This is a genomic window from Arthrobacter sp. STN4 (genome assembly GCF_024539665.1).
Taxonomy (GTDB): domain Bacteria; phylum Actinomycetota; class Actinomycetes; order Actinomycetales; family Micrococcaceae; genus Specibacter.
In genome coordinates this window covers 150,110-175,596 of record NZ_JAKZGX010000002.1, presented here as the reverse complement: position 1 = coordinate 175,596, position 25,487 = coordinate 150,110, and the positions used below count along the sequence as shown (strand labels likewise).

The 25,487-nt window shown below is 65.7% G+C and carries 19 protein-coding genes; 15 read left to right on the top strand and 4 right to left on the bottom strand.

What is annotated here, in order from left to right:
• The first annotated feature begins 13 nt into the window (after positions 1-13).
• Positions 14-1,489 carry a sensor histidine kinase gene (locus MMF96_RS03030; protein WP_256882529.1) on the top strand — a complete coding sequence of 492 codons (1,476 nt, stop codon included), beginning with the start codon at positions 14-16 and terminating at the stop codon, positions 1,487-1,489.
• Positions 1,490-1,713: 224 nt separating this feature from the next.
• Here the strand turns inward: MMF96_RS03030 and MMF96_RS03025 are convergent, their stop codons facing one another.
• Entirely contained in the window at positions 1,714-1,962 is a 249-nt protein-coding gene (locus MMF96_RS03025; protein ID WP_038469266.1) for a WhiB family transcriptional regulator, read from the bottom strand.
• A 244-nt stretch (positions 1,963-2,206) separates the two neighbouring features.
• Between MMF96_RS03025 and MMF96_RS03020 the strand changes: the two genes are divergently transcribed.
• The gene (locus MMF96_RS03020) at positions 2,207-2,686 is read left to right on the top strand and encodes a hypothetical protein (RefSeq protein WP_256882528.1); all 480 of its coding nucleotides are present in this window, start codon (positions 2,207-2,209) and stop codon (positions 2,684-2,686) included.
• A gap of 8 nt (positions 2,687-2,694) precedes the next feature.
• On the opposite strand, the gene MMF96_RS03015 is transcribed toward MMF96_RS03020, so the two are convergent.
• Positions 2,695-7,218, bottom strand: coding sequence for an FtsK/SpoIIIE domain-containing protein (locus tag MMF96_RS03015; RefSeq protein WP_256882527.1), 4,524 nt, complete (start codon positions 7,216-7,218; stop codon positions 2,695-2,697).
• 226 nt (positions 7,219-7,444) lie between these two features.
• Here MMF96_RS03015 and glf point away from each other — a divergent pair, with 226 nt between their 5' ends.
• The 11 genes from glf (at position 7,445) to MMF96_RS02960 (ending at position 20,779) form a co-directional block, all read left to right on the top strand.
• Positions 7,445-8,668, top strand: coding sequence for a UDP-galactopyranose mutase (gene glf / locus MMF96_RS03010; protein WP_256882526.1), 1,224 nt, complete (start codon positions 7,445-7,447; stop codon positions 8,666-8,668).
• Positions 8,665-10,677 carry a glycosyltransferase gene (locus tag MMF96_RS03005; protein WP_256882525.1) on the top strand — a complete coding sequence of 671 codons (2,013 nt, stop codon included), beginning with the start codon at positions 8,665-8,667 and terminating at the stop codon, positions 10,675-10,677. The genes glf and MMF96_RS03005 overlap by 4 nt, the downstream gene beginning before the upstream one ends.
• Before the next feature lie 4 nt (positions 10,678-10,681).
• Positions 10,682-11,560 (top strand): ABC transporter permease, encoded by an 879-nt coding sequence (locus MMF96_RS03000; protein ID WP_176615450.1) that lies wholly within the window; start codon positions 10,682-10,684, stop codon positions 11,558-11,560.
• Position 11,561: 1 nt separating this feature from the next.
• Positions 11,562-12,290 (top strand): ABC transporter ATP-binding protein, encoded by a 729-nt coding sequence (locus MMF96_RS02995; RefSeq protein WP_176615449.1) that lies wholly within the window; start codon positions 11,562-11,564, stop codon positions 12,288-12,290.
• Positions 12,291-12,299: 9 nt separating this feature from the next.
• A complete protein-coding gene (locus MMF96_RS02990) occupies positions 12,300-14,399 on the top strand; it encodes an acyltransferase family protein (protein ID WP_176615448.1) in 2,100 nt (699 codons plus the stop codon).
• Between the two features lie 152 nt (positions 14,400-14,551).
• Positions 14,552-15,841, top strand: coding sequence for a nucleotide sugar dehydrogenase (locus MMF96_RS02985; RefSeq protein ID WP_256882523.1), 1,290 nt, complete (start codon positions 14,552-14,554; stop codon positions 15,839-15,841).
• A 45-nt stretch (positions 15,842-15,886) separates the two neighbouring features.
• A complete protein-coding gene (locus MMF96_RS02980) occupies positions 15,887-16,483 on the top strand; it encodes an acyltransferase (RefSeq protein ID WP_176615446.1) in 597 nt (198 codons plus the stop codon).
• Complete coding sequence (locus tag MMF96_RS02975; protein WP_256882522.1) at positions 16,480-17,571, top strand: DegT/DnrJ/EryC1/StrS aminotransferase family protein; 1,092 nt, start codon at positions 16,480-16,482, stop codon at positions 17,569-17,571. Before MMF96_RS02980 ends, MMF96_RS02975 begins: the two co-directional genes overlap by 4 nt.
• A 3-nt stretch (positions 17,572-17,574) precedes the next feature.
• Positions 17,575-18,567, top strand: a complete 993-nt coding sequence (locus MMF96_RS02970; RefSeq protein WP_176615444.1) for a Gfo/Idh/MocA family protein — start codon at positions 17,575-17,577, stop codon at positions 18,565-18,567.
• Complete coding sequence (locus MMF96_RS02965) at positions 18,567-19,739, top strand: glycosyltransferase family 4 protein (RefSeq protein ID WP_256882521.1); 1,173 nt, start codon at positions 18,567-18,569, stop codon at positions 19,737-19,739. Before MMF96_RS02970 ends, MMF96_RS02965 begins: the two co-directional genes overlap by 1 nt.
• The gene (locus MMF96_RS02960) at positions 19,736-20,779 is read left to right on the top strand and encodes a D-glucuronyl C5-epimerase family protein (RefSeq protein WP_256882520.1); all 1,044 of its coding nucleotides are present in this window, start codon (positions 19,736-19,738) and stop codon (positions 20,777-20,779) included. The genes MMF96_RS02965 and MMF96_RS02960 overlap by 4 nt, the downstream gene beginning before the upstream one ends.
• 97 nt (positions 20,780-20,876) lie before the next feature.
• On the opposite strand, the gene wecB is transcribed toward MMF96_RS02960, so the two are convergent.
• Both wecB and MMF96_RS02950 read right to left on the bottom strand, forming a co-directional pair.
• Positions 20,877-21,941: a non-hydrolyzing UDP-N-acetylglucosamine 2-epimerase gene (gene wecB, locus MMF96_RS02955; RefSeq protein WP_176615441.1), complete on the bottom strand. Its 1,065-nt coding sequence runs from the start codon at positions 21,939-21,941 to the stop codon at positions 20,877-20,879.
• Positions 21,942-21,950: 9 nt separating this feature from the next.
• On the bottom strand, positions 21,951-23,087 hold the full coding sequence (locus MMF96_RS02950; protein ID WP_256882519.1) for a glycosyltransferase family 2 protein: 1,137 nt from the start codon (positions 23,085-23,087) through the stop codon (positions 21,951-21,953).
• Positions 23,088-23,142: 55 nt separating this feature from the next.
• Between MMF96_RS02950 and MMF96_RS02945 the strand changes: the two genes are divergently transcribed.
• A complete protein-coding gene (locus tag MMF96_RS02945; RefSeq protein WP_256882518.1) occupies positions 23,143-24,252 on the top strand; it encodes a glycosyltransferase family 2 protein in 1,110 nt (369 codons plus the stop codon).
• Positions 24,253-24,298: 46 nt separating this feature from the next.
• Positions 24,299-25,420, top strand: a complete 1,122-nt coding sequence (locus tag MMF96_RS02940) for a glycosyltransferase (RefSeq protein WP_256882517.1) — start codon at positions 24,299-24,301, stop codon at positions 25,418-25,420.
• Positions 25,421-25,487: the final 67 nt, after the last annotated feature.

Here is a 25,487-nt window from a genome sequence, read left to right as displayed (position 1 = left end):
TAAGGAGCCGTGCATGGCCATCTTCGCCGACATGATCAAGGAAGGCGCAGACTTTGGGCCCGGGGATGCGGAATGGCTGCACCTGCTGGTGGGGGACTGGCAGCTGATTGCCGACCTCTCCTTCGCCGACCTGGCGCTGTGGTTCCCGCACCAGGACAAGGGTTATGTTGCCCTGGCACATGTCCGGCCCTCCACCAGCCACACCATGTTCCACACGGACTTCGTGGGCGAGGGCATCCGCCCGGAACTCGAACCACTTGTCGCCGCGGCCTGGCGGAGCCAAAACATTGAGCGGTCCAGTGAAACCGGCATCTGGAACGCCGACCTGGCCATGCGCGTGGAGGCGATTCCGATGGTGCGCAACGGCCGCACGCTGGCCGTCATCACCACCCACATGGACCTCTCCAGCTCCCGGATGCCCTCGCGGCTGGAACTGACCTACCGCCAGTGCGCCTACGACCTGCTGAAAATGGGGACCCTGGGACTGTGGCCCGACTTCGCCTCGCCCACCGGCTCCCGGCGCGGCGCCCCACGTGTGGGTGACGGCGTCCTGCGCCTGGATGTGGACGGGATCGTCCAGTACGCCAGCCCCAACGGCGTATCCGCGTTCCGGCGCCTGGGCGACGGCGAGTCCCTGGAGGGCCGCTCCCTGGCCGAGGTGACCACCGGCCTGCTCAAGGACCGGCGCATGGTGGATGAAACGCTGCCCCTGGTGGTCACCGGGCGCATGCCGTGGCGCACCGAAATCGAGTCCCGCGGGGTGAGCCTTTCCCTGCGGGCCATACCGCTGCGCGACGCCATGGAACGCTTTGGTGCGCTGGTGTTGTGCCGTGACGTGTCCGAGCTGCGCCGGCGCGAGCAGGAACTTGTCACCAAGGATGCCACCATCCGCGAGATTCACCACCGGGTGAAGAACAACCTGCAGACCGTGGCGGCGCTGCTGCGCATGCAGTCCCGGCGCATGCACAGCGAAGAGGGGCGGCAGGGCCTGGAGCAGGCCATGCGCCGGGTCTCCACCATCGCCCTGGTGCATGAAACGCTCTCTCAGGGGCTGGCCCAAAGCGTTGACTTTGACGAACTGATCGACCGCCAGTTCCGGCTGTCCGCCGAGGTCGCCTCACCCTCCCAGCGGGTCCACACCGAGCGGGAGGGCGTCTTCGGCGAACTGCCGAGCGACTTTGCCACGCCGCTGGCCCTGGTCATCAATGAACTGGTCACCAACGCGGTGGAGCACGGACTCCAGGACCGTGAAGGCACAGTGTCCCTGGCCGCCCGCCGCTACAAGAACGACGCCGGCGACGACGCCCTTGCCGTGACCATCGCCGACGACGGGGTCGGGCTCCCCGAGGGCCAGATCGGCGAGGGGCTGGGGCTGCAGATTGTGCGCACCCTGGTCACCAGCGAGTTGGGCGGCACCATAGAATGGATTCCCCGCGAAGGCGGCGGCACCGCCGTGGTGCTGGACATGGCGCTGATCCGCCGCCATTGAATGCTCCGGCACAGCCCGCCGGAAGGTGCCGGGCACCATGATCACGGCCGGACCGGCGCCGAAGTGTCCACGATGTAAACCAATCCCGAGCACAGGGCATCTTGGGCCGCGACCAGGGGGGCGCCCTCGCCGGACGCTTAAAGAGCAAACCCGCACGGTCGGACGGCATGTGCGTAGAAAAAGCAATGCGCATCCATCCCTGCGGGTTGGTTGCCTGACGGGTGCTAGCTGGCGCGGCGGGCCCTGGCTGCGCGGCGCTTCATGGCCCGCCGCTCGTCTTCGCTCAGACCACCCCAGACACCGGCATCCTGGCCGGACTCGATGGCCCACTTCAGGCAAGTGTCGATCACGGGGCAACGACGGCACACGCTCTTTGCTTCCTCGATCTGCAACAAGGCCGGTCCCGTGTTTCCCACCGGGAAAAACAATTCCGGGTCCTTGTCGAGGCAGGCTGCGCGACTACGCCAGTCCATGCTGATCACTCACTCCTTTAGAACGGGAGGCTGTTTGTGAAAAATTTCACGTTAGGCCACATAAGAAAAGGGCCGCTATCGGCCCTTGTCGGTCATTGAGTTAAGCGTGTCATGTTAACTCTTTGTAAACAAGGGGTTGTGAGGCTTTAATTGGCACCGGACCATGAGCGATGCATCACAATGGTTGCGGCCAAACGGCAGTCGTGCGTGGTTGTTACCCGACTATCTCCGGTAAGGTGCAGTTGTGTCAAGACCTCCAGTGAACCCCGCAGAACAGCCGGATCCAGGGCAGCGGGACCATGCCGCGCACGGACCCAACGACGTTTCGGCGCACCGGCCCGCCGGCGTCTACGTGATCTCCGTGGTGGTCGGCCTCCAGGCCGTTGCCCTCGCCGTGCTCGGCGTCGTCGCCACCATTGGTGCGTTCAGCCAGCCGTCACTTTCCGTTGCCGGCACCGTCTTTTTGATTGTGTTGGTCTTTGCACTGGCAGCGGCTTTGGCGGCCGTGGCGGTCAACGCCTTCAAGGGCTTCCGATGGACCAGGTCTGCTGCGTTTGTCTGGCAGCTGCTGATGGTCGCCCTCGCCGTGCCGGCCCTCCTCAACGGCCCTGCCGTGACCGGCCTGGTGATGCTGCTGCCGGCGCTCGCCGTGATTTTCTACCTGTTCACACCCAAGGTGGTTGAGTTCTCCCTGCGCCCGCGTGGCGGGCAGCCGGTCCTTTAGCCGGTTTGTCACGGCGCGCCCTGCCTTGGCGCGGGGAACTGGAACCAAGTAGTCCGACCGCGATCCACCAACACTGCGCGGCCCGCCGGCTCCGAACCCATCGTGTCGAGTCGGAGCCCGAACAGTTCCCCGTCCTGCTGCCGGCGCGGTCTGAGGACCACCCCCTGTTCGGCAGTGCGCACACCCCATTCCGGGGGAAGCCTGGACAAAGAGGGCAGATGGTTGGGAACGGCGACCAGCGCTGAACCTCCGTCCGCCACCTGGCGGGATATGGCGTGGCACTGTTCCGGCGTCAGCCGCGTGGCGTCGTCCACCCAAAGAAGCCTGCCCCGACCGGCGTTCAGCTCCCGTACCGCCGCCAGGAAGCTGGAGCGGCCCGATCCCGGTGCCCCCAGCACAGGAATGACCGTCCCGGGGGCAACCGACAGCCAGATGGGGGTCCCGCAATCCCCTCCAAGGCCCACCATCACGTCCCAGACCGCGGTTGGGCCGGGAGCCGTGGTTGGTGGGACACCCGTGAACGTGTCCCTGGCTGTTCCTGCGCCGGCGCCTGTGTTGCCGACACCGGCAGTGGCGCCGGGGCCGGCCGCGGCCGATGCTCCGGCCAAGGCCGCGCTGGACACCGCCAGTGTGAGGGTTGACGGCAGGTCACGCACAACGAGCGGCGGGTGCCCGCCTTCCCGTTCCGCCACCATGGACAGGCCCCGCCCGGGTGGGGCGGCTGCGCCGAGCTGGGCCACATGGGGTTCCTCGGGGGCACCCCGTGAGGCAGCGGCGTTGATGGGACCGAAGACTGCGGCGCGGCCGGGCACAGGCGTGAATCGCGGCAGGCCCGGCCACGCCAGCCGGGATTCCGTGCTGGTACCGAAGGGCAGGAACAGGCGGTTGGGCATGCCTGCCATGAACGGAGCCGTGAGCAGTTCGCGCTCCCCGCCCACCACCACGGCCACGGTTGGGCGGCTGTGGCCGACCAGGGCCGCGGCACAATCCTCGGCCCAGGGCCAGGCTCCGGACCGGAAGGCGGCCACCCAGCGCCCCCAATCAGTGGCAAACAGCACCATCCGGGACTCTGTGCGCTCGGCGACCTCCTGCAGCCGCAGCAGCAGGCGGGCCGCGGTGCGCAGGCTGGCGGGCGTCACATAACCACCCACCCGGGGATGGCGCCTGAGGTGCTGCAGGGACCCGTCGCCGTCCAGCAGGTAGGCATAATGCGGCAAGCTCCCATCCCGCCGGGTGTTGGGGGCGAGCAGCCTGGAGGCCAACAGCTGCACGCCGGCCGAGGACTCGTCCCGGGCGCCGAGGCACGCCACGTGGGAATGTCGCAAAGGAGACCACACCAGCGACTCCAACGACTGCCGTTCGGGCACATCCACCAGCCCGAGCAGGACGGCACCCCCGTCCGTGCCGGAGCCGGCCGCAACATGCCGGCTGGTGGCGGCCGTGACGGCGCCATTGTCGGATGTCAGCGCGTCCAGATCGATCCCGGATGGCAGCTCCGGCGCCACGATGGCGGGGGCCGGCCGCCACGGCGACTGCCGAACCGGAACTGACCGACCGGGCGTGGTTGCCGCCCCATTTTCCAGGCCGCGCTGCCATGCCGTTTCGTTGGCAGGCGGGGCTGAAGTGCCGGGGGAGGACAGCATCTGCCAGGCGGCTATGAGCAGGCCCGCCACGGAGTCGACGTCGCTGTCCGCGGCGGACTCGTTGGCCGTTCCGCCCACCGGCGCGGCGGAGCCGGGGGACGGCGGCAGGGGTGCGGACGGCAGCGCTGTCATCATCTGCGGGCCGGCCAGCAGCTCGGCCACCGGTGATACGACGGCGTGCAGCGGCCCGCGGGCATCCGGCAGCCGCAAGGTCGCGCTCTGGAACTCGGTGGGGCGGGCACCGGCCCGGCTGATGAAGGCCCTTCCAGGGGTGTCCACGGCAATGCATGATGCAGCGCCGGACCCTATGACGTCCTGGGAATCAAGGCTGGTCTGTACACGAAGGCATACGGAGGAGGTGACGTTCGCGCGGATGTCGGCGCTGACCGCCCCCTGGGGCCGTTGGGTTGCCAAGACCAGGTGGATGCCGAGCGAACGTCCCACGGCCGCGATGCGCATCAACTCACCCATGGCATCGGGATACTGGTCCACCAACACCCGGAACTCATCGACCATTATGACCAGGTGGGCCATGCCTCCCCCGCCTGACCGGCCGAAGATGCTGCCGGCAGCGCGCCTGGCACGGTAGCTGTCTGCATTGGCAGCCTCGGCGGCACCCAGCAGGGTTTCGCGCCGGTGGATTTCCGTCCGCAGGGAAGCCAGGACGCGGTCCATCCCGTGTCCGTCAAGGTCCGTGACGAGTGCGGAGGTGTGGGGAAACTTCCGCAACGCGCCCAGGCCGGCGCCGCCCTTGAAATCCACCAGGATGAATTCAAGATCGGCGGGGGAATGTTCCAGCGCCAGGCTGCCCGCCAGGGTCCTCAGGAACTCGGACTTCCCGGAGCCCGTTGTGCCGCCCACGAGGAGGTGTGGACCGTCCTGGGCGAAACTGAACATTTCCTGCCCTGCTGCCGAGCGCCCGACCGGAACCGGCCTGAGCGGACCGCCTGCGGAGGCACGCCAACCCTCCACGACCTGGTGTGCCCGGCACCGTCCGGGCAGCGGAACAGAGCAGGGTGCCAAGGGATCCGCCGCCACCTCGTGGCGTCCCGAGCCTGCCCTGGCACGGGCGTAGCGGTCGAAGATTTCCGCGGGCACACCGTCAGGAACGAATGAAAGCCCGTCCAGCAGGCCGCAGGCTGTGTCCCCCTGAAGGTGCAGCCGCACCCCGGTGGCCGCAGTGCCGTGTTCGACCGCGCGTGTAAAGAAAAAGACCGCGGCCGTGCCCGGATAGGCCGCCCGGACCAGTTCCTGCGGCTCATCGAATGTCACCACAACGCCTCCCGGCGGGACCGGAGGTGCCGCCGGGGTCGGCAGGCGTCCACTGGAGAGCACTGTGCCCGGCAAAAACCTCGCCGCCAGGGGCTGGTCGCCGGCGGACGCCAAAAGAACCACGGGCACGCCGGCCGCGTCCAGTTGCATCAGGACAAAATGGAGCAACAGCCGCAGCGGCCCGGCGGCACCGCAAATCTGCACCGGACCCTGCCCCAACGGCACCGTAACCGGGGAATGGGTCAACACAGGCACCTTCAGGCCGGGACCGGCGGATGCCGTGTCAAGGTTCGCGCACTGGTGGGCCGTGCCCACACGGAGGGCAAGCCGCCGGCCGGAAAAAGGCAGCGCTCCTTGGCCTGGATCCGGCGCCTGCAGTCCTGTGCGGCCAGATCCGCCCGGGCCGGCAAGGGGTTGATCCGGCAGCGTCTTCTGCAGTGCGCCGGAAAACAGCTCATCCGCCCCGGGAAAGGCGGCCAGACGCCGTGCAGCATTCTGCACAGCAGCCATTGCCACCGACGCGCGGAATCCCCGCCGGTCCCTGGCACCACCCACGAGAGGCGAAATGACGGCGACGGCGCCCATGGCGGCGAACGCCAGAAACATCAACGAACCGGTCAGCCACGCCAGCAACACGCCCACGGCCAGGGGCAGCAGGCCGGTGGCCAAGGTGCCCCAACGGTTCCGCAGCTGTCCGGACCTGGCGGGCAAGGACAGCGCGGCGAGGGCACCGGCATCCAGCAAACCGGCAAAATCACGGGCGCCCAACAGGGGCCCGCTGACTCCGCTTGGCCGGTCCATGTCCGTTCCCCCGGTTAGGCCAGGCGCGCCAGCCCCGCCGTGCCCGAGGCTGCCCGTTTCTCCCGAGCGGCCGGCATCGCCCTGACCGTCCTCGTTCAAGGTCGCGCCAACGTTGCCGGTGCCGCTGCGGCCACCCGTCCGGGCAGCGTTTCCACCAGGCATCGCACATCGGCCCGTCGACGTGGACACAGGAGTGGAGAGTTGCAGGAGCAGCCCGGTCGCGCCACAGCGGATGAGGTCGCCCACTTCAATGATGGCCGGCCCCTTCACGGCGACGGCGGCGGCCAGGGGGTTGGCCTGCCAGCCGCGGAGGAGGCTGAAGCCGGTTGCGCCGGGGGCCGCCTCAAGGACGATGGCGCGCTCGCCGACAGTTAGCGTCCCCTGGCGCCTGGACAAGGCGGGGTCGGCGATGGAAATACGGCAGCGCCCGCGGCCCAGGCCGTAGCTGCCCCGGTGCAGCGGGAAAATGGCGCCGGCGCCGGGACCGGAGCAGACGGCCAGTTGTGCAGGCGCGTCAGGTCCCGACGGATGCCGACCACCAGCAGGTGCCGGCGCGGTCCCGTGCACCACCACGACGGCGCCGTCCGTCAGGGGCGGGCGCCCCGCGCGGAGCCGGTCCAGTGGCAGCCCGGCCACCGTGAACGCGGCGCCGGGCCAGCGACCGTTCAGTGCCCCGGCGACAGCCGCCCCGCCGGACAGGTCCGCTGCGGACAGGTGGCCCTCGGCCAGCATGCCGTCCGGCAGGAAAATGCTCAGTTCGGCCGGGTCAAACGGATCGGTGCCGGGGCCGGCCACTGCGGTGATTTCCAGACGCACAGTCCTTTCCTTCCACGCGTTTCCCGCGGCCGTGCGGCCGCCGTGTCCTCCGAGACTAGGCTGGCGGGAAGTGTCCGTGGGGTCCGGCGTCGAACATTGTCAACAACCCGGCCGGCAGGCCGCCGTGTGGAGGAATGAACGGGCCCAACGTGCCATGGGTCATACGCCCGGCAGGCGGAGTTTGGATAACGGTCAGGTAACCTAGGACGGTAGGCGTGGCACTGCTGTGCCTGTATACCGCCGCGCAAGGAACACAGGAGAGTTTGTGAACGCTGACCTAATCGTCGTCGGTTCGGGTTTCTTTGGCCTGACCATTGCAGAACGTGCCGCCACTGAATTGGGCTTGAAGGTGGCCGTGCTGGACCGCCGCCACCACATCGGCGGCAACGCGTACAGCGAAAACGAGGCGCAGACGGGCATCGAGGTCCACCGCTACGGCGCCCACCTCTTCCACACCTCCAACGAGCGCGTCTGGGAGTACGTGAACCGCTTCACCCAGTTCACCAGCTACCAGCACAAGGTGTACACCGCCCATAAGGGTGAGGTCTACCAGATGCCCATCAACCTGGGCACCATCAACCAATTCTTCCGTTCCGCCATGGGCCCGGGCGAGGCTCGGGCCCTGATCCAGGAGCAGGCGGGCGAGCTGGCCGGGACCGACCCGGCCAACCTGAACGACAAGGGCATCCAGCTGATCGGACGCCCGTTGTACGAGGCGTTCATCAAGCACTACACGGGCAAGCAGTGGCAGACCGACCCGAAGGACCTGCCGGCGTCGATCATTTCCCGCCTGCCCGTGCGCTACAACTATGACAACCGCTACTTCAACGACACGCACGAGGGCCTGCCGGTGGACGGCTATACGGCGTGGATTGAGCGCATGGCCGATCACCCCAACATTGAAGTGGTGCTCAACACCGACTTCTTTGAGGCCGGCGAATTCTCACGCAACGCAGTGCTCGGCCAGGTCCCGGTCATTTACACCGGGCCCGTGGACCGCTACTTCGACCATGCCGAGGGCGACCTCTCCTGGCGCACCATCGACCTCGAGCAGGAAGTGCTGCCCATCGAGGACTTCCAGGGTTGTGCGGTCATGAACTACCCGGATGAGGAGCAGAAGTACACGCGCATCCACGAGTTCCGCCACTTCCACCCGGAACGGGACTACACCAAGGACGCCACGGTCATCATGCGTGAATATTCGCGCTTCGCCGAGAAGGGCGACGAACCCTACTACCCGGTCAACACGGCAGAGGACCGCAAGAAGCTGCTGGCCTACCGCGACCTGGCCAACGGTGAAAAGTCAGTGCTGTTTGGCGGCCGCCTGGGCACCTACAAGTACCTCGACATGCACATGGCCATTGGTTCGGCCCTGAGCATGTTCGACAACAAGATCAAGCCGCACTTTACCGGCGGGGCGAAGCTGCAAAGCGGAGGAGTTGACGCGTGAGCGTAGCAACAAAGACGGAAAGCACGACGGCGGACGGGGACTCGCGCAGCTGGCGCACGCTCCAGCGGGTCATCCTGCCCGGCGATGCCGACCAGGAAACGCTGCCGCTCTACCTGGATGCGGGCACTTCGGCGGGCGCCTTTGGTGACTCGCCGACCACTGTCCGTGGGGAACGCCAGGCAAAACCGGCCCGCGCGGCCGATGGTGCCAATACGGCAAGCTACGAAGATGTCGTCTCGCGGACGGCAACGTCCGCGCGCCCGGGCCAAAGGCTGTCTTTTTCAACCTATTTTAATGCCTTCCCGGCGAGCTACTGGCGCCGCTGGACGCCGCTGCGCACCGTTCGCCTTCGTGTTGTGACCAAGGGCGCGGGAACTGTTTCCGTATACAAGTCAAACGCCCGGGGCTCACTCCAGCATGTCGAGACAACCAGGGTGAAGGGCGCTACGGAAAGCACCTTTGACCTCTCGCTGGCCCCCTTCGGCGATGGCGGCTGGTACTGGTTCGACGTCACCGCCGGGGCGGAAGCCGTTGCCATCCAGGCTGCGGAGTGGCTCACCGATGAGGAACCACGGACCAACGGTGACATCACGGTTGAGATCACCACGCTGAACAAGACCGATTTCTGCATCAACAACCTGCGCATTCTTGGTGAGCACCCGGAAGCACTGCAGTCCGTCAAGGAAGTCCTGGTTGTCGACCAGGGAACACAGAAGGTGGCCGAAGCGGACGGCTTTGCCGAGGTGGCCGCTGCGCTGGGCGGCAAATTGCGCATCATCAACCAGGACAACCTGGGCGGCTCGGGCGGATTTGCCCGTGGCATGTACGAAGCAGTCAAGAACGACAGCGACTACGTGTTGCTCCTGGACGATGACGTGGTGGTGGAACCAGAGAGCATCACCCGCCTGGCCGTGTTCGCCGACTACTGCAAAAAGCCGACCCTCGTGGGCGGGCACATGTTCGACCTGCACGACCGCAACGTCCTCCACACCCTTGGTGAGGTGGTCAACCCCTACATCATTGGCCCGGACGAACCCAACCCGGACCAGCAGATGCGCCACAACTTCTCCCAGGAAACCCTGCGCGACACGGCATGGATGCACCGGCGCGTTGACGTGGACTACAACGGCTGGTGGATGTGCCTGATCCCGACCCAGGTGATCCGGGAAATCGGCCTGTCACTGCCGGTGTTCATCAAGTGGGACGACGCCGAATACGGTGTCCGCGCCAAGGCCGCCGGGTACCCCACAGTGTCACTGCCCGGTGCCGCCGTTTGGCATGTGTCCTGGATCGACAAGGACGACATGGTGGGCTGGCAGTCCTACTTCCACACACGCAACCGGTTTATTTTTGCCCTGCTGCACAGCCCCTATGAGCACGGCGGCGGACTGGTGGAGAACTCGCTCAAGCTGGATCTCAAGCACAACATTTCCATGCAGTACTACACCGTCCAGGGCCGCATCGATGCCCTGCGCGACCTGATGAAGGGGCCCGCGGGACTGCACGGCATGCTGCCCACGCGCCTGCCGGAGATCCGGGCGTTGGCCGCAGGCTACACTGAAACCCAGTTCAAGCCCGACGTCGATGAATTCCCGGCCGTCAAAGTTGCCAGGCTCCCGCGCCGCGGCAAAGGCTTTTCCGTCCCCTCGCTCGTGAAGCTGGCGCCCTGGCTGGCCAAGAATGTTATCCGCCAGGTGGCCACGCCCGTCACCGACCAGCGGCAACAGCATCCGGAGGCCGTCGTCGCGCACCAGGACAACAAGTGGTGGCGCATGTCCCAGTTCGACAGTGCCATTGTCAGCAATGCGGAGGGGAGCGCGGCGTCGTGGTACAAGCGTGATCCCAAGCTGGTCCGCAAGCTGCTCGTGGACAGCGTCAAGGTCCATGGCGAGGTGCTGCGGCAGTGGCCGCGTCTGAAGGCAGAGTACCGTGACGCCCTCGCGGCCATCACGTCCGTGGAAGCCTGGGAGAAGACCTTCGCCGAACATAGCGAAATCAGTGAAAACTAAACTCTTGGAAACAGCGAAGGATGGCTTGGTCCGTCCGGGGACCAGTGGTGGACTGGCGGACGTGTACCGTCAGCGTTTTCTGCTGAAACTGCTGGTACGCAAGGAACTCAAGGTCCGCTACCGCGGCTCGGTGCTGGGCATCATCTGGTCCTACGTGAAGCCGGGCGTGCAGTTCATTGTGTTTTACGTGGCATTGGGCGTGTTCCTTGGACTCGAACAAAGCTCCACCAACAAGTCGGGGCTGCCCAACTATGCCATCTACCTGTTCTCCGGCATCATCCTCATCAACTTCTTCACCGAAGCCCTGGGAAACGCCTCCAGATCCATAGTGGGCAACGGCGGACTGATCAAAAAGATCTATCTGCCGCGCCAGCTGTTCCCGGTCGCGTCGGTGTGGGTTTCTGCCGTCCATTTCTTCCCGCAGCTGCTCATCCTGGTGGTGGCCTGTCTTTTCTCCGATTGGCACCCTTCGTTTCTCCAACTGCTCGCAGCGGTGGCGGGGTTCATCATCATCGCACTGTTGGCAACGGGCCTTGGACTGTTGTTTGGTGCCGCCAACGTCTACTTCCGGGACTCCGAAAACTTCGTGGACATGCTCCTGATGATCGCCACGTGGGCGTCCCCCGTCATGTATTCGTGGACCATGGTCCAGCACAAGCTGGGTGAAGCGTGGTACTCCATCTACCAGGTCAACCCCATCACCATCGCCGTGGAGACCTTCCACTATGCATTCTGGCTTCCGACGACGGACGGCTCGGCCGGGATACCGCCCCACCTGCTATCGCTTTGGATACCCGTGGGACTGCTGGTCTCGGCCGCGGTCCTGGTATGGGGCCAGCTGACCTTCCGGCGGCTTGAAGGCCGCTTCGCCCAGGAGTTGTAGCATGACAACGGCAATCGAAGTCACGGGCATAAGCAAGCAGTTTGTGCTCCGCCACACCCGGTCCCTGAAGGAAGCCTTCATCTGGCTCATCAAGGGCCGCAAGGGTGACCTGTCCGAGAAGTTCCATGCCCTCCGGGACGTTGACCTGGTGGTGGAGCAGGGGGAGACCGTTGCCCTGCTCGGATTCAACGGGTCAGGCAAGTCAACGCTGCTCAAGCACATCTCCGGGGTCATGATTCCTGATAGCGGAACGGTGCGCACGCGGGGAAAGGTTGCGGGCCTGATCGAGGTGGGCGCGGGGTTCCATCATGACCTTTCCGGCAGGGACAACGTCTATCTCAACGGCGCCATCCTGGGCATGACAGAGGAACAGATCAACGAACGGTTCCAGTCGATTATCGACTTTGCCGAGATCGGCCAGTTCATCGACACCGAGGTGAAGTTCTACTCCTCGGGCATGTACCTTCGCCTTGCCTTTTCCGTGGCGGTGCACACCAATCCCGAAGTTTTCCTTGTCGATGAAATCCTTGCTGTCGGCGACGAACCGTTCCAGCAGAAGTGCATTGCCAAAATCCAGGAGCTGGCTGCCGAGGGGCGCACCTTGGTGGTGGTCAGCCACGACCTGGATTTGGTGTCACGGATTTGCAGCCGCGGTGTGGTCCTGGACCACGGCCATGTCACCTTCGACGGATCCATCCACGACGCCGTTGCGAAGTTGCGCGGGGCGTAGGCGCCAGGCTTGAACCTCGTCATAGGGGAAACCCAATCCAGCCCGCAGTCCCGCGCGGGAGCCAGACGGGCCAGGTTCCGTCCTGACATCCAGGCGCTTCGAGCCGTGGCGGTGACGATGGTGGTCCTGACGCATTTGTGGCCCAACCGGCTCACCGGCGGCTACGTGGGCGTCGATGTCTTTTTTGTCATCTCCGGCTTCCTGATTACATCGCACCTGGCCAAGGAGATCTTTGGTACGTCAGCCCTGTCCTTTGGCCGGTTTTATGCCAGGCGGATCAAGAGGCTGCTGCCCGCCGCGTTCATCGTGCTTGCCGCCGGGTCGGTGGCCGTCGCCATCTGGGTGCCGTATTCGGAATGGCAGCCCACAGCACGCGAAGTGATGGCCAGTGCCTTCTACGTTGAGAACTGGTCCCTGGCCGGGCAGTCCATCGATTACTCGGCGATCAACAACCAGGCAACCATCGCCCAGCACTACTGGTCCCTGTCTGTGGAAGAACAGTTCTACTTCCTCTGGCCGTTGGCGCTCTTTGGCCTGTATCGCCTGGGTGCCCGGCTGGGTGCCCGTCGCAGGACGATTCTGACGGGAATCACCCTGCTGGGGGCGGCCAGCCTGGTGTACTCGATCATCTTCACCGCGGGCAATCCAAACCCCGCCTATTTCGTCACCCCTGTGAGGGTATGGGAATTCGCGGCCGGCGGGATATTGGCCATTGCCGCGGCCAAGGTTGCCCTGCCCCGGCTGGCCGCTGACGTGTTGGCGGTGCTTGGATGGCTTGCCATTGCAGCTTCCGCCCTGACCTTCAGCCCCCAGACCGAGTTTCCCGGATGGTCGGCGCTCCTTCCCGTCATCGGGGCCACCGCCGTCATCGCCGGCGGGACGGGCCGGACCCGCGTTCCCTTCCATCCTTTCGTGGCATGGAAGCCGGTGCAGTTTGTGGGCGATGTTTCCTATTCGATTTACCTGTGGCACTGGCCGATGATCGTCGTGGCACCCTACGTCCTGCTGGCACCCCTGAACGCGTGGGTGAAAATTGGCATCATTGCCGTCTGTGTGCCACTTGCCTGGCTGACCAAGGTGCTGGTGGAGGACCGCGGCAAGTCCTGGAAGATCCTGGGGCAGCGCCCGCGGGGCACATTCCTTGGCATGGGGGCGGGCCTTGCCATGCTTGCCATCCTGGCCGGCGGCATGACGTGGGGCGGCGCCCTGCAGGAGAGCCGGGCAGAGGCGGTGCAGGAACAGCAAATGGGCCGCCCCTGCCTCGGCCCGGCGGCGTTGCCTGCCCAGAAGGGGTGCACCGACGCGCTCGGGCCGGCTGCCGTCACGGTCATGGGCCCCGGGAACCGGTATTACGCCTCGGCCCCCGAATGCGCCACCGACCCCAACCGGAAGGGGGCGGGAATCAAGGCCGTCGCCGTCTGTGACTTCTCCGGCGGGAAGAAGGGCGCAACCACGGTTTGGCTGACCGGGGACTCCCACGCCGAGCAGTGGAAGCCTGCACTTCTGGTGCTGGCAAGGAAGAACCACTGGAAGCTGACGTATTCGTTGTTGGGCGGGTGCCCCGTGGCCGACGTCACTTTTGCCGGGTACCGCGGCAAAGGTGATCCAGCCGGGAACGCAGCCTGCATGGCCGGTGCCCGGTCCATCGCCAACATGATTGCGGCCGACAAGCCCGACAAGGTCTTTTACTCCGTCTTTGCCCGGAAAGAAACGGTCGACGACGGCTCGGGACGGAGCCAGGACGCACAGTACCGCGCCGGGCTGCCGAAGTTTTGGGGCCGCTGGGCCGCTGCCGGCAGCACCGTGTACGTCATGGCCGATCCGCCGCTGAACGGCTACGTCCGCGATCCGCAGTGCGTGGCGCTCAATCCGGCACGGCCGCTCAAGTGTGCAGTTCCGCGTGCGGTTGCCCAGCCGGCGGACCCATTGGTTTCCGCGGCAAGGTCCATGAAATCGCCAAAGGTGAAATTGATTGACCTGACCGACCACTTCTGCGATTCGAGCCGGTGTTATGCCGTGGTTGGGAACGTCGCCGTCTACTACGACGCGGACCACCTCAACGGTGATTTTTCGAAGCTTTTGGCGCCGTACATTGAACGCCAGATCTAGTGTTGGGAAGGCGCAGCCGGGCACGGCCCGACGTGGCCCGGCTCTCATGGTGCGCGTCCGGCCCGCAAACTGCGGATATTCTAATAACAATGCGTGGTCCACGGCTGCACCGCCCCATGCCGCCAAGATCGAAAAGTAAAGGCTACTAAAACGTGAAGATTGCTGTCATTGCACTCGGTAAGATCGGCCTGCCACTGGCCGTCCAGTTCGCTTCCAAGGGCCACGACGTGGTGGGTGTGGATGTCAACCAAGCCGTGGTGGACCTCGTCAATGCCGCCACCGAACCTTTCCCCGGAGAAGCCCACCTGCCGGAATTGCTCTCCGAACTGGTGCCGGCCGGCAAGTTGCGGGCCACGACGGACTACGGCCAGGCGGTCCCTGGAGCCGACGCGGTGGTCCTGGTGGTCCCGCTCTTCGTCGACTCGGACGCCAAGCCGGACTTTGGCTGGATGGACGCCGCAACGGCCGAGCTTGCCAAGCACCTGACACCGGGCACGCTCGTGTCCTACGAGACGACCCTGCCTGTCGGCACCACCCGCAGCCGCTGGAAGCCGGCCCTGGAAGCGGGATCCGGCCTGGTCGAAGGAAAGGACTTCCATCTGGTCTTTTCCCCCGAGCGCGTCCTGACCGGCAGGGTCTTCGAGGACCTGCGCAAGTACCCCAAGCTGGTGGGTGGACTGTCCGATGCGGGTGCCGCCAAGGCCGTCGAATTCTACAATTCCGTGCTGGACTTTGACGTCCGCCCTGACCTGAACCGCGCCAACGGCGTGTGGGACCTTGGCTCCGCGGAAGCCTCGGAACTGGCCAAGCTCGCTGAAACCACCTACCGGGACGTCAACATCGGCCTGGCCAACCAGTTTGCCCGCTTCGCGGCGACAACGGGGATCGACATCTACCAGGTCATCGAAGCCTCAAACTCGCAGCCGTTCAGCCACATCCACCAGCCGGGCATCGCCGTCGGCGGCCACTGCATCCCGGTCTACCCGCGCCTGTACCTGTGGAACGACCCGGAAGCCACCGTGGTCCGTGCCGCGCGTGCCGCCAACGCGGACATGCCCGACTACACCATCGGCCTGCTTGAAGGTGCCTATGGAGACCTCGCCGGGGCACGCGTCGTCGTGCTGGGTGCCTCCTACCGCGGAGGGGTGAAGGAAACCGCCTTTTCCGGCGTGTTCGACGCCGTCGAGGCCATCGCGACCAGAGGCGGGACCGCACTGGTCCATGACCCCATGTACACGGACGCGGAGCTGAACAAGCTTGGCTTCGTCGCCTACCATTTGGGCGAGCCGGTTGATGCGGCCGTCGTCCAGGCCGACCACACCGAGTACCGTCAGCTCACACCGACAGACCTGCCCGGCGTCAAGGTGTTCATCGACGGCCGCCGGGTAAGTTCAGCCGACCAGTGGGACGGCGTCACCTACCGTGTCATTGGCAAGGCATAGGTAACCACAGCCCGTCCGCATCCGTATGTGACCAGGAGTACCAGCATGACTTATGTAGCACCCAGCGCCGACGTCGCCGAGCAGGCAGTCCTTGGCGAAGGCACCAAAATTTGGCACTTGGCCCAGGTCCGGGAGGACGCCGAGCTCGGCGCGAACTGCATAGTCGGCCGCGGCGCATACGTCGGCACCGGCGTCAAAATTGGCGAGAACACCAAGATCCAAAACTACGCGCTGGTCTACGAGCCGGCCGTCCTCGGAAAGGGCGTCTTCATCGGCCCAGCCGTGGTCCTCACCAACGACACCTACCCGCGCTCCGTCAGCCCGGACGGCTCCCTCAAGAGCGCCCACGACTGGACCCCCGTGGGGGTCACCATCGAGGACGGCGCCTCCGTCGGTGCCCGCGCCGTGTGCATTGCGCCGCTGACCGTCGGCCGGTGGGCCACCATCGCGGCCGGGTCCGTGGTCACCAAGGACGTCCCCGCGTTTGCCCTCATGGCAGGCGTACCAGCCCGCCGCCTGGGATGGGTCGGCAAGGCCGGCTTCCCCCTCAAGGCGGACGGCGGCTTCTGGGTGTGCCCGGAAACCGGGGCCAAATATATTGAAGATGGAACTTCCCTGAAAGAGGCAGAGGACAACGCATGAGCCAGGACTTCATTCCCGCAGCAAAACCCATCATCGGAGCCGAGGAACGGGCAGCGGTCGACGCCGTCATGGCCACCGGCATGCTGGCGCAGGGGAAGCAGGTGGCCGAGTTTGAATCCGAGTTCTCCCACGTGCTCCTGGATGGACGTGCCAGCGTTGCCGTGAACTCCGGGACCTCGGGCCTGCACCTGGGCCTCCTGGCCTCCGGTGTCGGCCCCGGCGACGAGATCATCGTCCCGTCCTTCACCTTTGCCGCCACCGGCAACTCCGTGGCCCTGACCGGCGCCACGCCCGTCTTCGCCGACATTGAACTGGACCACTACGCGCTGGACGTGGCCCACGTCGAGTCCCTCATCACGGACAAGACCAAGGGCATCATGCCGGTGCACCTCTACGGGCACCCCTTCGCCGCCGAAGCCTTTGCTGCCCTGGCCGAGAAGCACGGGATCGACCTGTACGAGGACGCAGCCCAGGCCCACGGCGCTGCGCTTAACGGCAAGAAGGTGGGCACCTTCGGCAAGTTCGCCATGTTCAGCCTGTACCCGACCAAGAACATGACCTCGGGCGAGGGCGGCATGGTCTCGACGTCGGACGCCACCGTTGAGCGGAACCTGCGCCTTCTGCGCAACCAGGGCATGGAGAAGCAGTACGAAAACGAACTCGTGGGCTTCAACAACCGCATGACGGACCTACACGCAGCCATCGGCCGCGTCCAGCTCACCAAGGTGGAAGCCTGGACCAAGCAGCGCCAGGAGAACGCAGCCTTCCTCAGCGCCAACCTCGAAGGTGTGGGAACCCCGAAGGTGGCCGAGGGCGCCGAGCACGTGTACCACCAGTACACCATCCGGGTGCCGGAAGGCCGGGACGAGCTGCACGAGCGCCTGCGTTCCGAGTACAACATCGGCTCAGGTGTCTACTACCCGGTGCCGAACCACCGCCTGCCCTCCTTCAACAGGACCGAGGACCTGCCCAACACGGAGATCGCAGCCAAGGAAGTCCTTTCCCTGCCGGTCCACCCGTCACTGACCCAGAACGACCTTGAGCGCATCGTCACCGCCGTGAACACGCTCGTCAAGGCAGGTGCCTAAAGCATGGCGAACTTGCGCGTAGGACTCATCGGGCTGGGCATGATGGGACGCCACCACGCTCGGGTCATCCGTGAAGTGGAGGGCGTGGACCTGGTGGCCGTGGCGGATGCCTTCGGCGACCCCCACGGCGTCGCCAAGGACCTTCCCGTTCTGCACAGCGTCGAAGAGCTCATTGCCGCCGGCCTGGACATGGCCGTCGCCGCCGTGCCCACCGGCATGCACGAGGAAGTGGGCCTGGCCCTGGCCGAGGCGGGAATCCACACCCTGGTGGAGAAGCCCATCGCGGCCAGCGTACCGGCCGGCCAGCGTCTCGTCGAGGCCTTTGCTGCCAAGGGCCTGGTCGGGGCCGTGGGGCACATTGAGCGCTTCAACCCTGCGCTGCAGTCGCTGCGCAAGCGCATAGCCGACGGCGAACTCGGCGAGGTCTACCAGATCGCCACCCGCCGGCAGGGGCCGTTCCCGTCCCGCATCGCCGACGTCGGCGTCGTGAAGGACCTCGGCACGCACGACATCGACCTGACCGCCTGGCTGGCCCAGAGCCGCTTCGAGTCGATCTTCGCCCAGACGACCACCCGCAGCGGACGCCCGCACGAGGACATGGTCGCCGCCACCGGCAAGCTGGAGAATGGCATCATCACCAACCACCTGGTGAACTGGCTGTCCCCGATGAAGGAACGCCTCACCATCGTCACGGGTGAAAAAGGCGCGTTTGTGGCGGACACCGTCACCGCCGACCTCACCTTCTACGAAAACGGAACCGTGGCCACCCAGTGGGACTCCATGGCAGCGTTCCGCGGCGTCTCCGAGGGCAACGTGACCCGGCTGGCCATCGCCAAGCCCGAGCCGCTGCGCACCGAACACGAGGCCTTCCGTGACGCCGTGCTGCGGCTGCGCACCGACGTTGTCACCATGGCCGAAGGCCAGGACACGCTGGTGGTGGCCGAGGCCGTGCTGGAATCCTCCCGTACCGGCGCCATCGTCAGGATCCCGTCTTAGTGACAGCACAAAAACCGTTGAAGGTCGTCGTCGCCACCCGGCTCTATACGCCGGAAGTGGGGGCGGCGGCCTTCCGTTTAAAGGCGTTGGTTGACGGACTGGTGGAGCAGGGGGCCGAGGTGGAAGTGATCACGTCCAAGGCGCCCAAGGGATCGGGAGTGTTCAAGCCCCGGTACGGGCTGCGCCGCTGGCCCGTTCTGCGGGATCGGGGCGGCAACGTCCGGGGCTATGTGCAGTACCTGAGCTTTGACATCCCCGCTTTTTTCCGGCTTCTGTCCGTCCAGGCGGACCTGGTGGTTTCGGAGCCGCCGCCCACCACTGGGCTGGTGGTTGCACTGTCGTCGCTGTTGCGCGGCCGCCCGTTCGTCTACTATGCGGCCGACGTGTGGACCGAGGCGCTTTCCGCCGTGCAAGTGCCCGCAGCGGTCAAGAGGCTCATGGGTGCCGTGGAAGGGTTTGTGCTGCGGCGCGCCGCGAAGGTCATCGCAGTCTCCGAGCCGGTGGCGGGCCAGGTGGCGCACTTCAACGTGCCCGCACACCGGATCGAGGTCGTCGGCAACGGTGTGGACACGGCCGTGTTCCGCCCGGATGGGCCCATTGCATCCGCCGGCCACCCCTACTTCGTGTACACCGGGACGATGAGCGAGTGGCAGGGCGCGGCCATTTTCATCGAGGCATTGGCCCTGGTCCGCGAAAAGTTCCCGGACGTGGAGCTGCGGTTCTTCGGCCAGGGCGCGGATGAAGGGCACCTCAAGGCCGTGGCCGCCCAGGCCATCCCGGGTGCGGTCCACTTTGGCGGGGTCGTGCCGCCGGCCGATGCCGCCGCCTGGATACGGGGCGCCGCCGCGGCATTGGTCAGCATCAAGCCGGGCCAGGGCTACGACTTTGCCAAGCCCACGAAGATCTATGCTGCCGCCGCCTGCGGCACCCCTGTGGTGTTCGCGGGGCAGGGCGACGGCGCCGCCGTCGTCGAGTCCGGCCGGCTCGGCGCGGCTGCCGCCTACGACGTCCAGGCGGTTGCCGAGGCCATGTCGGCCGTCTTGCACGAGGCTGTCGTGGCTGGCTCGCCGTCGGCGGATGCCAGGGTCCGGTGGGTCCTTCAGAACGCGTCACTGGCGGCATCGGGGCGGGTTGCCGCCCAGGCCGTACTGAAATTGGGGAATGTGAAATGACAATTCAAACGCCGGCGACCACTGCCGTGGCGTCCAATGCCCAATTCCGAAGGCTCAGGCGGCGCCGCATCATTCGCCGTCGGCGCATTGCCCTCGGAATTGTGGCCATGGTGGTGGTTCTGGCAGTTTCCGGTGGTCTTTTTTCCTTGAGGGACGCCATTTGGGGCCCAAAATTCAACCATTCAGGCTTCGAATTAAGCCGCGATGGGACGTCACCCTACATCGGCAGGTTCGTGGTGCCACTGGAGGACACCAGGTGGGGCGAGACCAACGAAAACAACGTCCTGGTCACAAAACTGCACGGGCAAGCCGTCTACCACCCGGTGAATTCAGCCTGGTACATCAGCCAGATGCTGTCCTCGTACCAGGAATCCAAGAATCCGCAGTATTTGGACCGGGCAGTCTCCACTGCCAATTATTTGGTCAAGTGGTCTGTGACTGACGACAAAGGGGCACTTTGGTTTCCGTACCGCTTTGCACATGATGTCAGGACGCTGCGCCTTGGAACGCCATGGTATTCAGGCATGGCCCAAGGCATGATGACGTCGGTTTTCGTCAACTTGTACGAGACTACCGGCGACAAGCACTGGAAGAAGATGGCGGCATCGACTGTCAAGTCATATGACCAGCCGAAGGTGGAGGCCGGTCCATGGTTCCAAAACGTCAAGCTGCTGGACGGCAAAAAGTTTCTCTACTATGAGGAATATGCCGCCCTTGCCGACGAACAGAACGCCCACGTGGTCAACGGCCATATTTATGCGTTGTACGGACTTTATGATTACTACCGGATATCCGGTGACAGACACGTCAAATGGCTGTTCGATGTTGGGGCATCCAGTATTCGCGACTCGTTTGGTGCCTATAGAAATCCGGGAAAACCCAGCTGGTATTCGCCGACCTACTACGGCAGGACAGTTTGGGACAACCCGGCAAACTATCATAAAGGCGTCATCAGCCAGCTTCGCACGATGGCCGGGATGACAGGTGACGATGAGTTTTCGCGGCAGGCTGACCTTCTGCATGCGGACCACGATGCATAATTGCCCGGCAGGTGTGCATGACCATTCGCCTGCGCACCGATAATGGACGTGCGGAGGGCCCCGGCCAACTGCCCGGGGCCCTCATGGGCAAACGCGCTTATTTTGCAAAGATATCCAGCAGTGCATCGACCGTCCGTTGGGCGGCATGGCCGTCGCCGTACGGCGCGGCGTCGGTAGCGGCCGGCGCAGGGCGTTCCACGGCTGCGGCCAACTTGCCGAGGTCGCCATTCACTAGTACGTTCCAGCCCAGCTCCACCGTTTCCACCCATTCGGTTTCCGGGCGGATGGTGGTGCAGGGCACCCGCAGCAGGAACGCCTCCTTCTGCAGCCCGCCCGAGTCGGTGACCACGCCGGAGCTGTTGGCCACGGCGTTGACCAGCTGCGGATAGGCCAACGGCTCATGAATCACTATGGAACCCGCCGCCAGGTCGATCCCGTGCTTTTCGGCCAGGGCCTTCAGCCGGGGGTGGGCCAGCAGCAGCACCGGCTTGCCCAGGGCAGCCAGCGACCCCACAATGGCCTTCAGGCGTGCAGGGTCGTCCGTGTTGTCAGGCCGGTGGATGGTGCAGACGTAGTAGTTGCCGGCCGTGACGCCGTCAGGCAGGGACGGGTCCTGGGCGGCGAGCTGGTCCCGCACGCTGTACAGGACATCAGTCATGACGTCGCCCACCATGCGTGAGCGCTCGGCCAGGCCCTCGGACGCCAAGTGGTCCATGCCCACCTGCGTGGGGGAGAGCAGCAGGTCCGAGGCGTGGTCGGTCAGCACCCGGTTGTGTTCCTCAGGCATGCGCCGGTTAAAGGATCGCAGCCCCGCTTCCAGGTGCGCTACGGGAATGTGGATCTTGACGGCGGCAAGGGCCGCGGCCAGCGTGGAGTTTGTATCGCCGTAGACCAGCACCACGTCGGGCTTGGCTTCCTCGAAGACGTTTTCCAGGCCTGCAAGCATGGCGCCCGTCTGCTCACCGTGCTTTCCCGAGCCCACGCCGAGGTTGTAGTCCGGAGCCGGAATGCCAAGGTCCTGGAAGAAGACGTCGGACATGAGTTCGTCGTAGTGCTGCCCGGTGTGGACAATGACGTGTTCGGCGCGGCCCTCCATGGCCTTGGCAATCGGGGCAAGCTTGACAAACTGGGGGCGTGCGCCCACCACACTCAAAATTCGCATGGTCCCAGCCTAACCGAGGGCGAACACTCCGGACCGCGTTCGTAGCCTCTCGGCAGCGTAGTGCCTGAGCACGGAGTCCGCTGAAAACATGGCCGCCGGCCGGTCCGTTGCCATTTCCCCCAGCCTGCCGGCGCGAGCGTATCGGACGACGGCGGCACGCAACTGCTCGTCGTCCCCGGCTTCGGCGGCGGCACGGCCAAGGGCTGCATCGCGGCGCGACAGTGCCGGCAGGGCGCCGCCGGCCAAGCGGAGGAGGTGCGAGCGGGCTTGGGCCCAGGCCGCACGATCATCTTCTGACCAAACTGGCGCTCCGGAACTGAATTGCGGTGAGCCGCGGCGCAGCAGCGCACCAATGCCGTGGATGCGGAACAGTTTCAGGGCGATGGTCCGGCGTTCGACAACCGAAGCGGACAGTAACCACGGGGCCTGGACCAGGGCGTCAAGCCACAGGAATTCCTCCGCGAGCGGGCGGATGGCGCTCGTAACCCTGGTGGTGCCCGATGCGTCGGTTTGGTGGTACGCGGGCGCGGAATACGGATAAACGATCCGGCCACCCCGGAACCAGAGCTTTAGGGCGGCTTCCAGGTCCTCACCGATCGTAATGCCCTCAGCGTAGCGGAAACCGCACGCGAGCAAAGCGGAACGGCGCAGAAGTCCGTAGGGCACGCTACGGTAGGCGAGCCCGTCCTTGACCGCGTCCAGCACGGCCGGTTTTGACGGACGGATGCGCGGGGAACGGAGGATCGTGCCCTCCGGTGTCCGAAGAGGGGCAATGACGGCTGCGGCGTCCAAGGCCTCGGCCACCTTCCACCAAGCCCCGAGGGAACCGGGTTCAAGATAGTCGTCGGAATCCAGGAAGCTCATGTAGGTGGCGGCACTGCGGTCCAAGGCCGCGTTGCGCGGCCCTGCGGGGGACCGGGTGCCGTCATTGTGCCCCAGCCAGGTGACGGCGTCGTCCGAAGCCAGGGAAGGGGTGAGGCTGCCCTTGATGGCCTCGGTGGCGATGTTGTGGCAGACCACAGTGGCCGCGATTTTCACACCGAGGGCGGCAAGTTCGGACCGCTGGGCCAGGACGGATTCCAGCCCCCTTTCCAGTGGCCGGGCCGTCTCATGCACCGGTATGACCACTTCAATGCACTGGCTCATGGCCGCGCCCTCCCGTTCCCGCTTGGTTCCTTTGGTTCCGCGATAACCTTACTGGGTGGACAACAATTCTCAGGATTCCGTGCTGGTCGACGTGGTGGTGGCCGTGCACACCCCTGACAGGCCCATTGAGCGCACCGTCGCCTCGCTCATGGCCTCGGGTTTGCCGACGGACGCCGGCGCGGCCGGGCGGTTGCGTGTCACGGTGGTATGCCACAACACCGACGTGGAGCCGATTCGCGCCCGCGTGGCGCCCGGGCACCGGAACCTGGTCCGTTTTGTGGCGTATGCCGATGGGATCAAGAGCCCGGCGGGACCCTTCAACCTTGGACTGTCGCTGGCCACCGGCACCTGGGTGTCCATCATGGGCAGCGACGATTCACTGGAGCCGGACGCCCTGGCCCGCTGGGTCGAGGCTGCCGTCCGGGACGGCGCCGACGTGCTGATCGCGCCCATGGCGCACGCCGGCGGGGCCGCGATCCACACGCCCGTCGTGCGCCGCACCAGGACCGCCGGGCTCGACCCGGTAGCCGACCGCCTCACCTACCGCACCGCACCGCTGGGCATAATGCGCCTGCAACTGGTCCGTTCGCTGGGCCTGGACTTCCCCACCCGGTACGTCACCGGCGAGGACCAGTCCTTCTCCGCCAAGCTCTGGTTCTCGGGCGCGAGCGTGAGCTATGGCCGGGGCCTTCCCCGGTACCTCGTGCACGACGACGCCGCAGTCCGGGTAACGGCAACGCCGCGTCCCGTGGCCGAAGACCTGGCATTCGCCACGGACCTGGTGGAATCGGACTGGTTTGCCGGTTTGGCCCCCGCCCAACGTGCCTCGATCGTGACCAAGCTCATCCGCGTCCACCTGTTCGGGCACGTGCTGCTGCGTGCCGAGGCCGGTACCTGGGGTGCTGCAGACGCCGCCGAAATGGCCGCAGCCGCCCGGACCTTGTTGTTCGCCGCCCCCACGGCCGCCCGTCCACTGTCGGTGGCGGACCGGGCCCTGCTCGACGCCGTGACGCGGCGGGAAGCTGACTCCGTGGAGATGAAGTCACTGGCCACCCTCCGGCGCACTTTCACGAACCCGCGCACCTGGCTGCCCAGGGACGCCACCCAGCTCCTGCACCCGGAAGCCCCCCTACGGTTCATGAGTGCCTCGGCACTGGTGTCCTAACCTTCCAAGCGCACAGAAATCCAGAACAACCCCATTCAAGGAACACATGAAGATCCTGGCCATCGCCACTTGGTACCCGCATGATGATAACCCCACCGAGGCACCGTTCAACGCCGATCATGTCGAAGCGATCCGCGGCCAGGGCCATGACGTGCGCGTGGTCCATGTGCGGCTTGGGACGTCCCTGGCCATGCCCAGCCACGTCAACGGTGAGTGGGAAGGGGTGCCGGTGCATCGCGTACTGGCGGACCCCAAGCGCCCGGGAACCGTGCTCGCCTGCGAGCGCCTGCTCGCAGGGGAGATGGCCTGGGCCGACGTCGTCCACACCATGGCGTTCTCCTCAGTGCTGGTGGCCCTGCCGGCTTGGTTGGCGCGCACGGTTGCAGGGCGCGGCCGGCCTTGGGTGCACACTGAGCACTGGAACGGCGTGGTCAACCCGGCCAGCGTCTCGTCCCTGTGGGATAAATTGTCGGGAGTGCGCCGCGTGCTCCGGTTCCCCCACGTAGTGACAGGTGTAACAGGTCAACTCGCGGCCGAAATGCAGCGTTTCGCCCGTCCCCGCGCCGCCCGGGTCGTTCCCTGCGTGGTGAAGGGCCGCGGTCCCGTTGCACCCGCATACTTCGGCTCCCCATTGCGGCTGGTGGCAGTCGGCGGCCTGATTGAACGCAAGCGCCCCCTGGCCGCAATCGAAACCGTCGCCTGGCTGCGCGACCAGGGAACGGAGGCGCAGCTGACCTGGGTGGGTGACGGTCCACAGCGGGCGGAGTGCGAGTCCCTCATATCGAGGTTGGGACTGGCGGACCAGGTCACGTTGGCTGGCTCGGTGCGTCCGGCCGAAGTGGCCGGGCACCTCTCCGCGGCTGACCTGTTTTTCCTGCCCACGGCCCAGGAAAACTTCTTTACCTCGGCGGCCGAGGCCCTTGCCGCCGGCCGCCCCGTGGTGGCCACGCGGGTGGGAGGCTTCAGTGACTATGCAGACGCAGCCAACAGCAGGCTCGTCGACGAATTCACCCCGGACGTTCTTGGCCGGGCCGTCCTGGCCGCCGTCTCGGCGTTCCGGAACCAACCGGCGGAAGCCATAGCTGCGCCCATCCGGGCCAGATTCGCACCGGGTGCCGTTGGTGAACTATTCGACGACGCCTATGCGGCCGCGATCACCCGCGCCTAGCGCACACGAATGCCTCGCACCAGTCGGGGCCCGGAAACCGAGACAAACTACTCAGGGACGACTAACG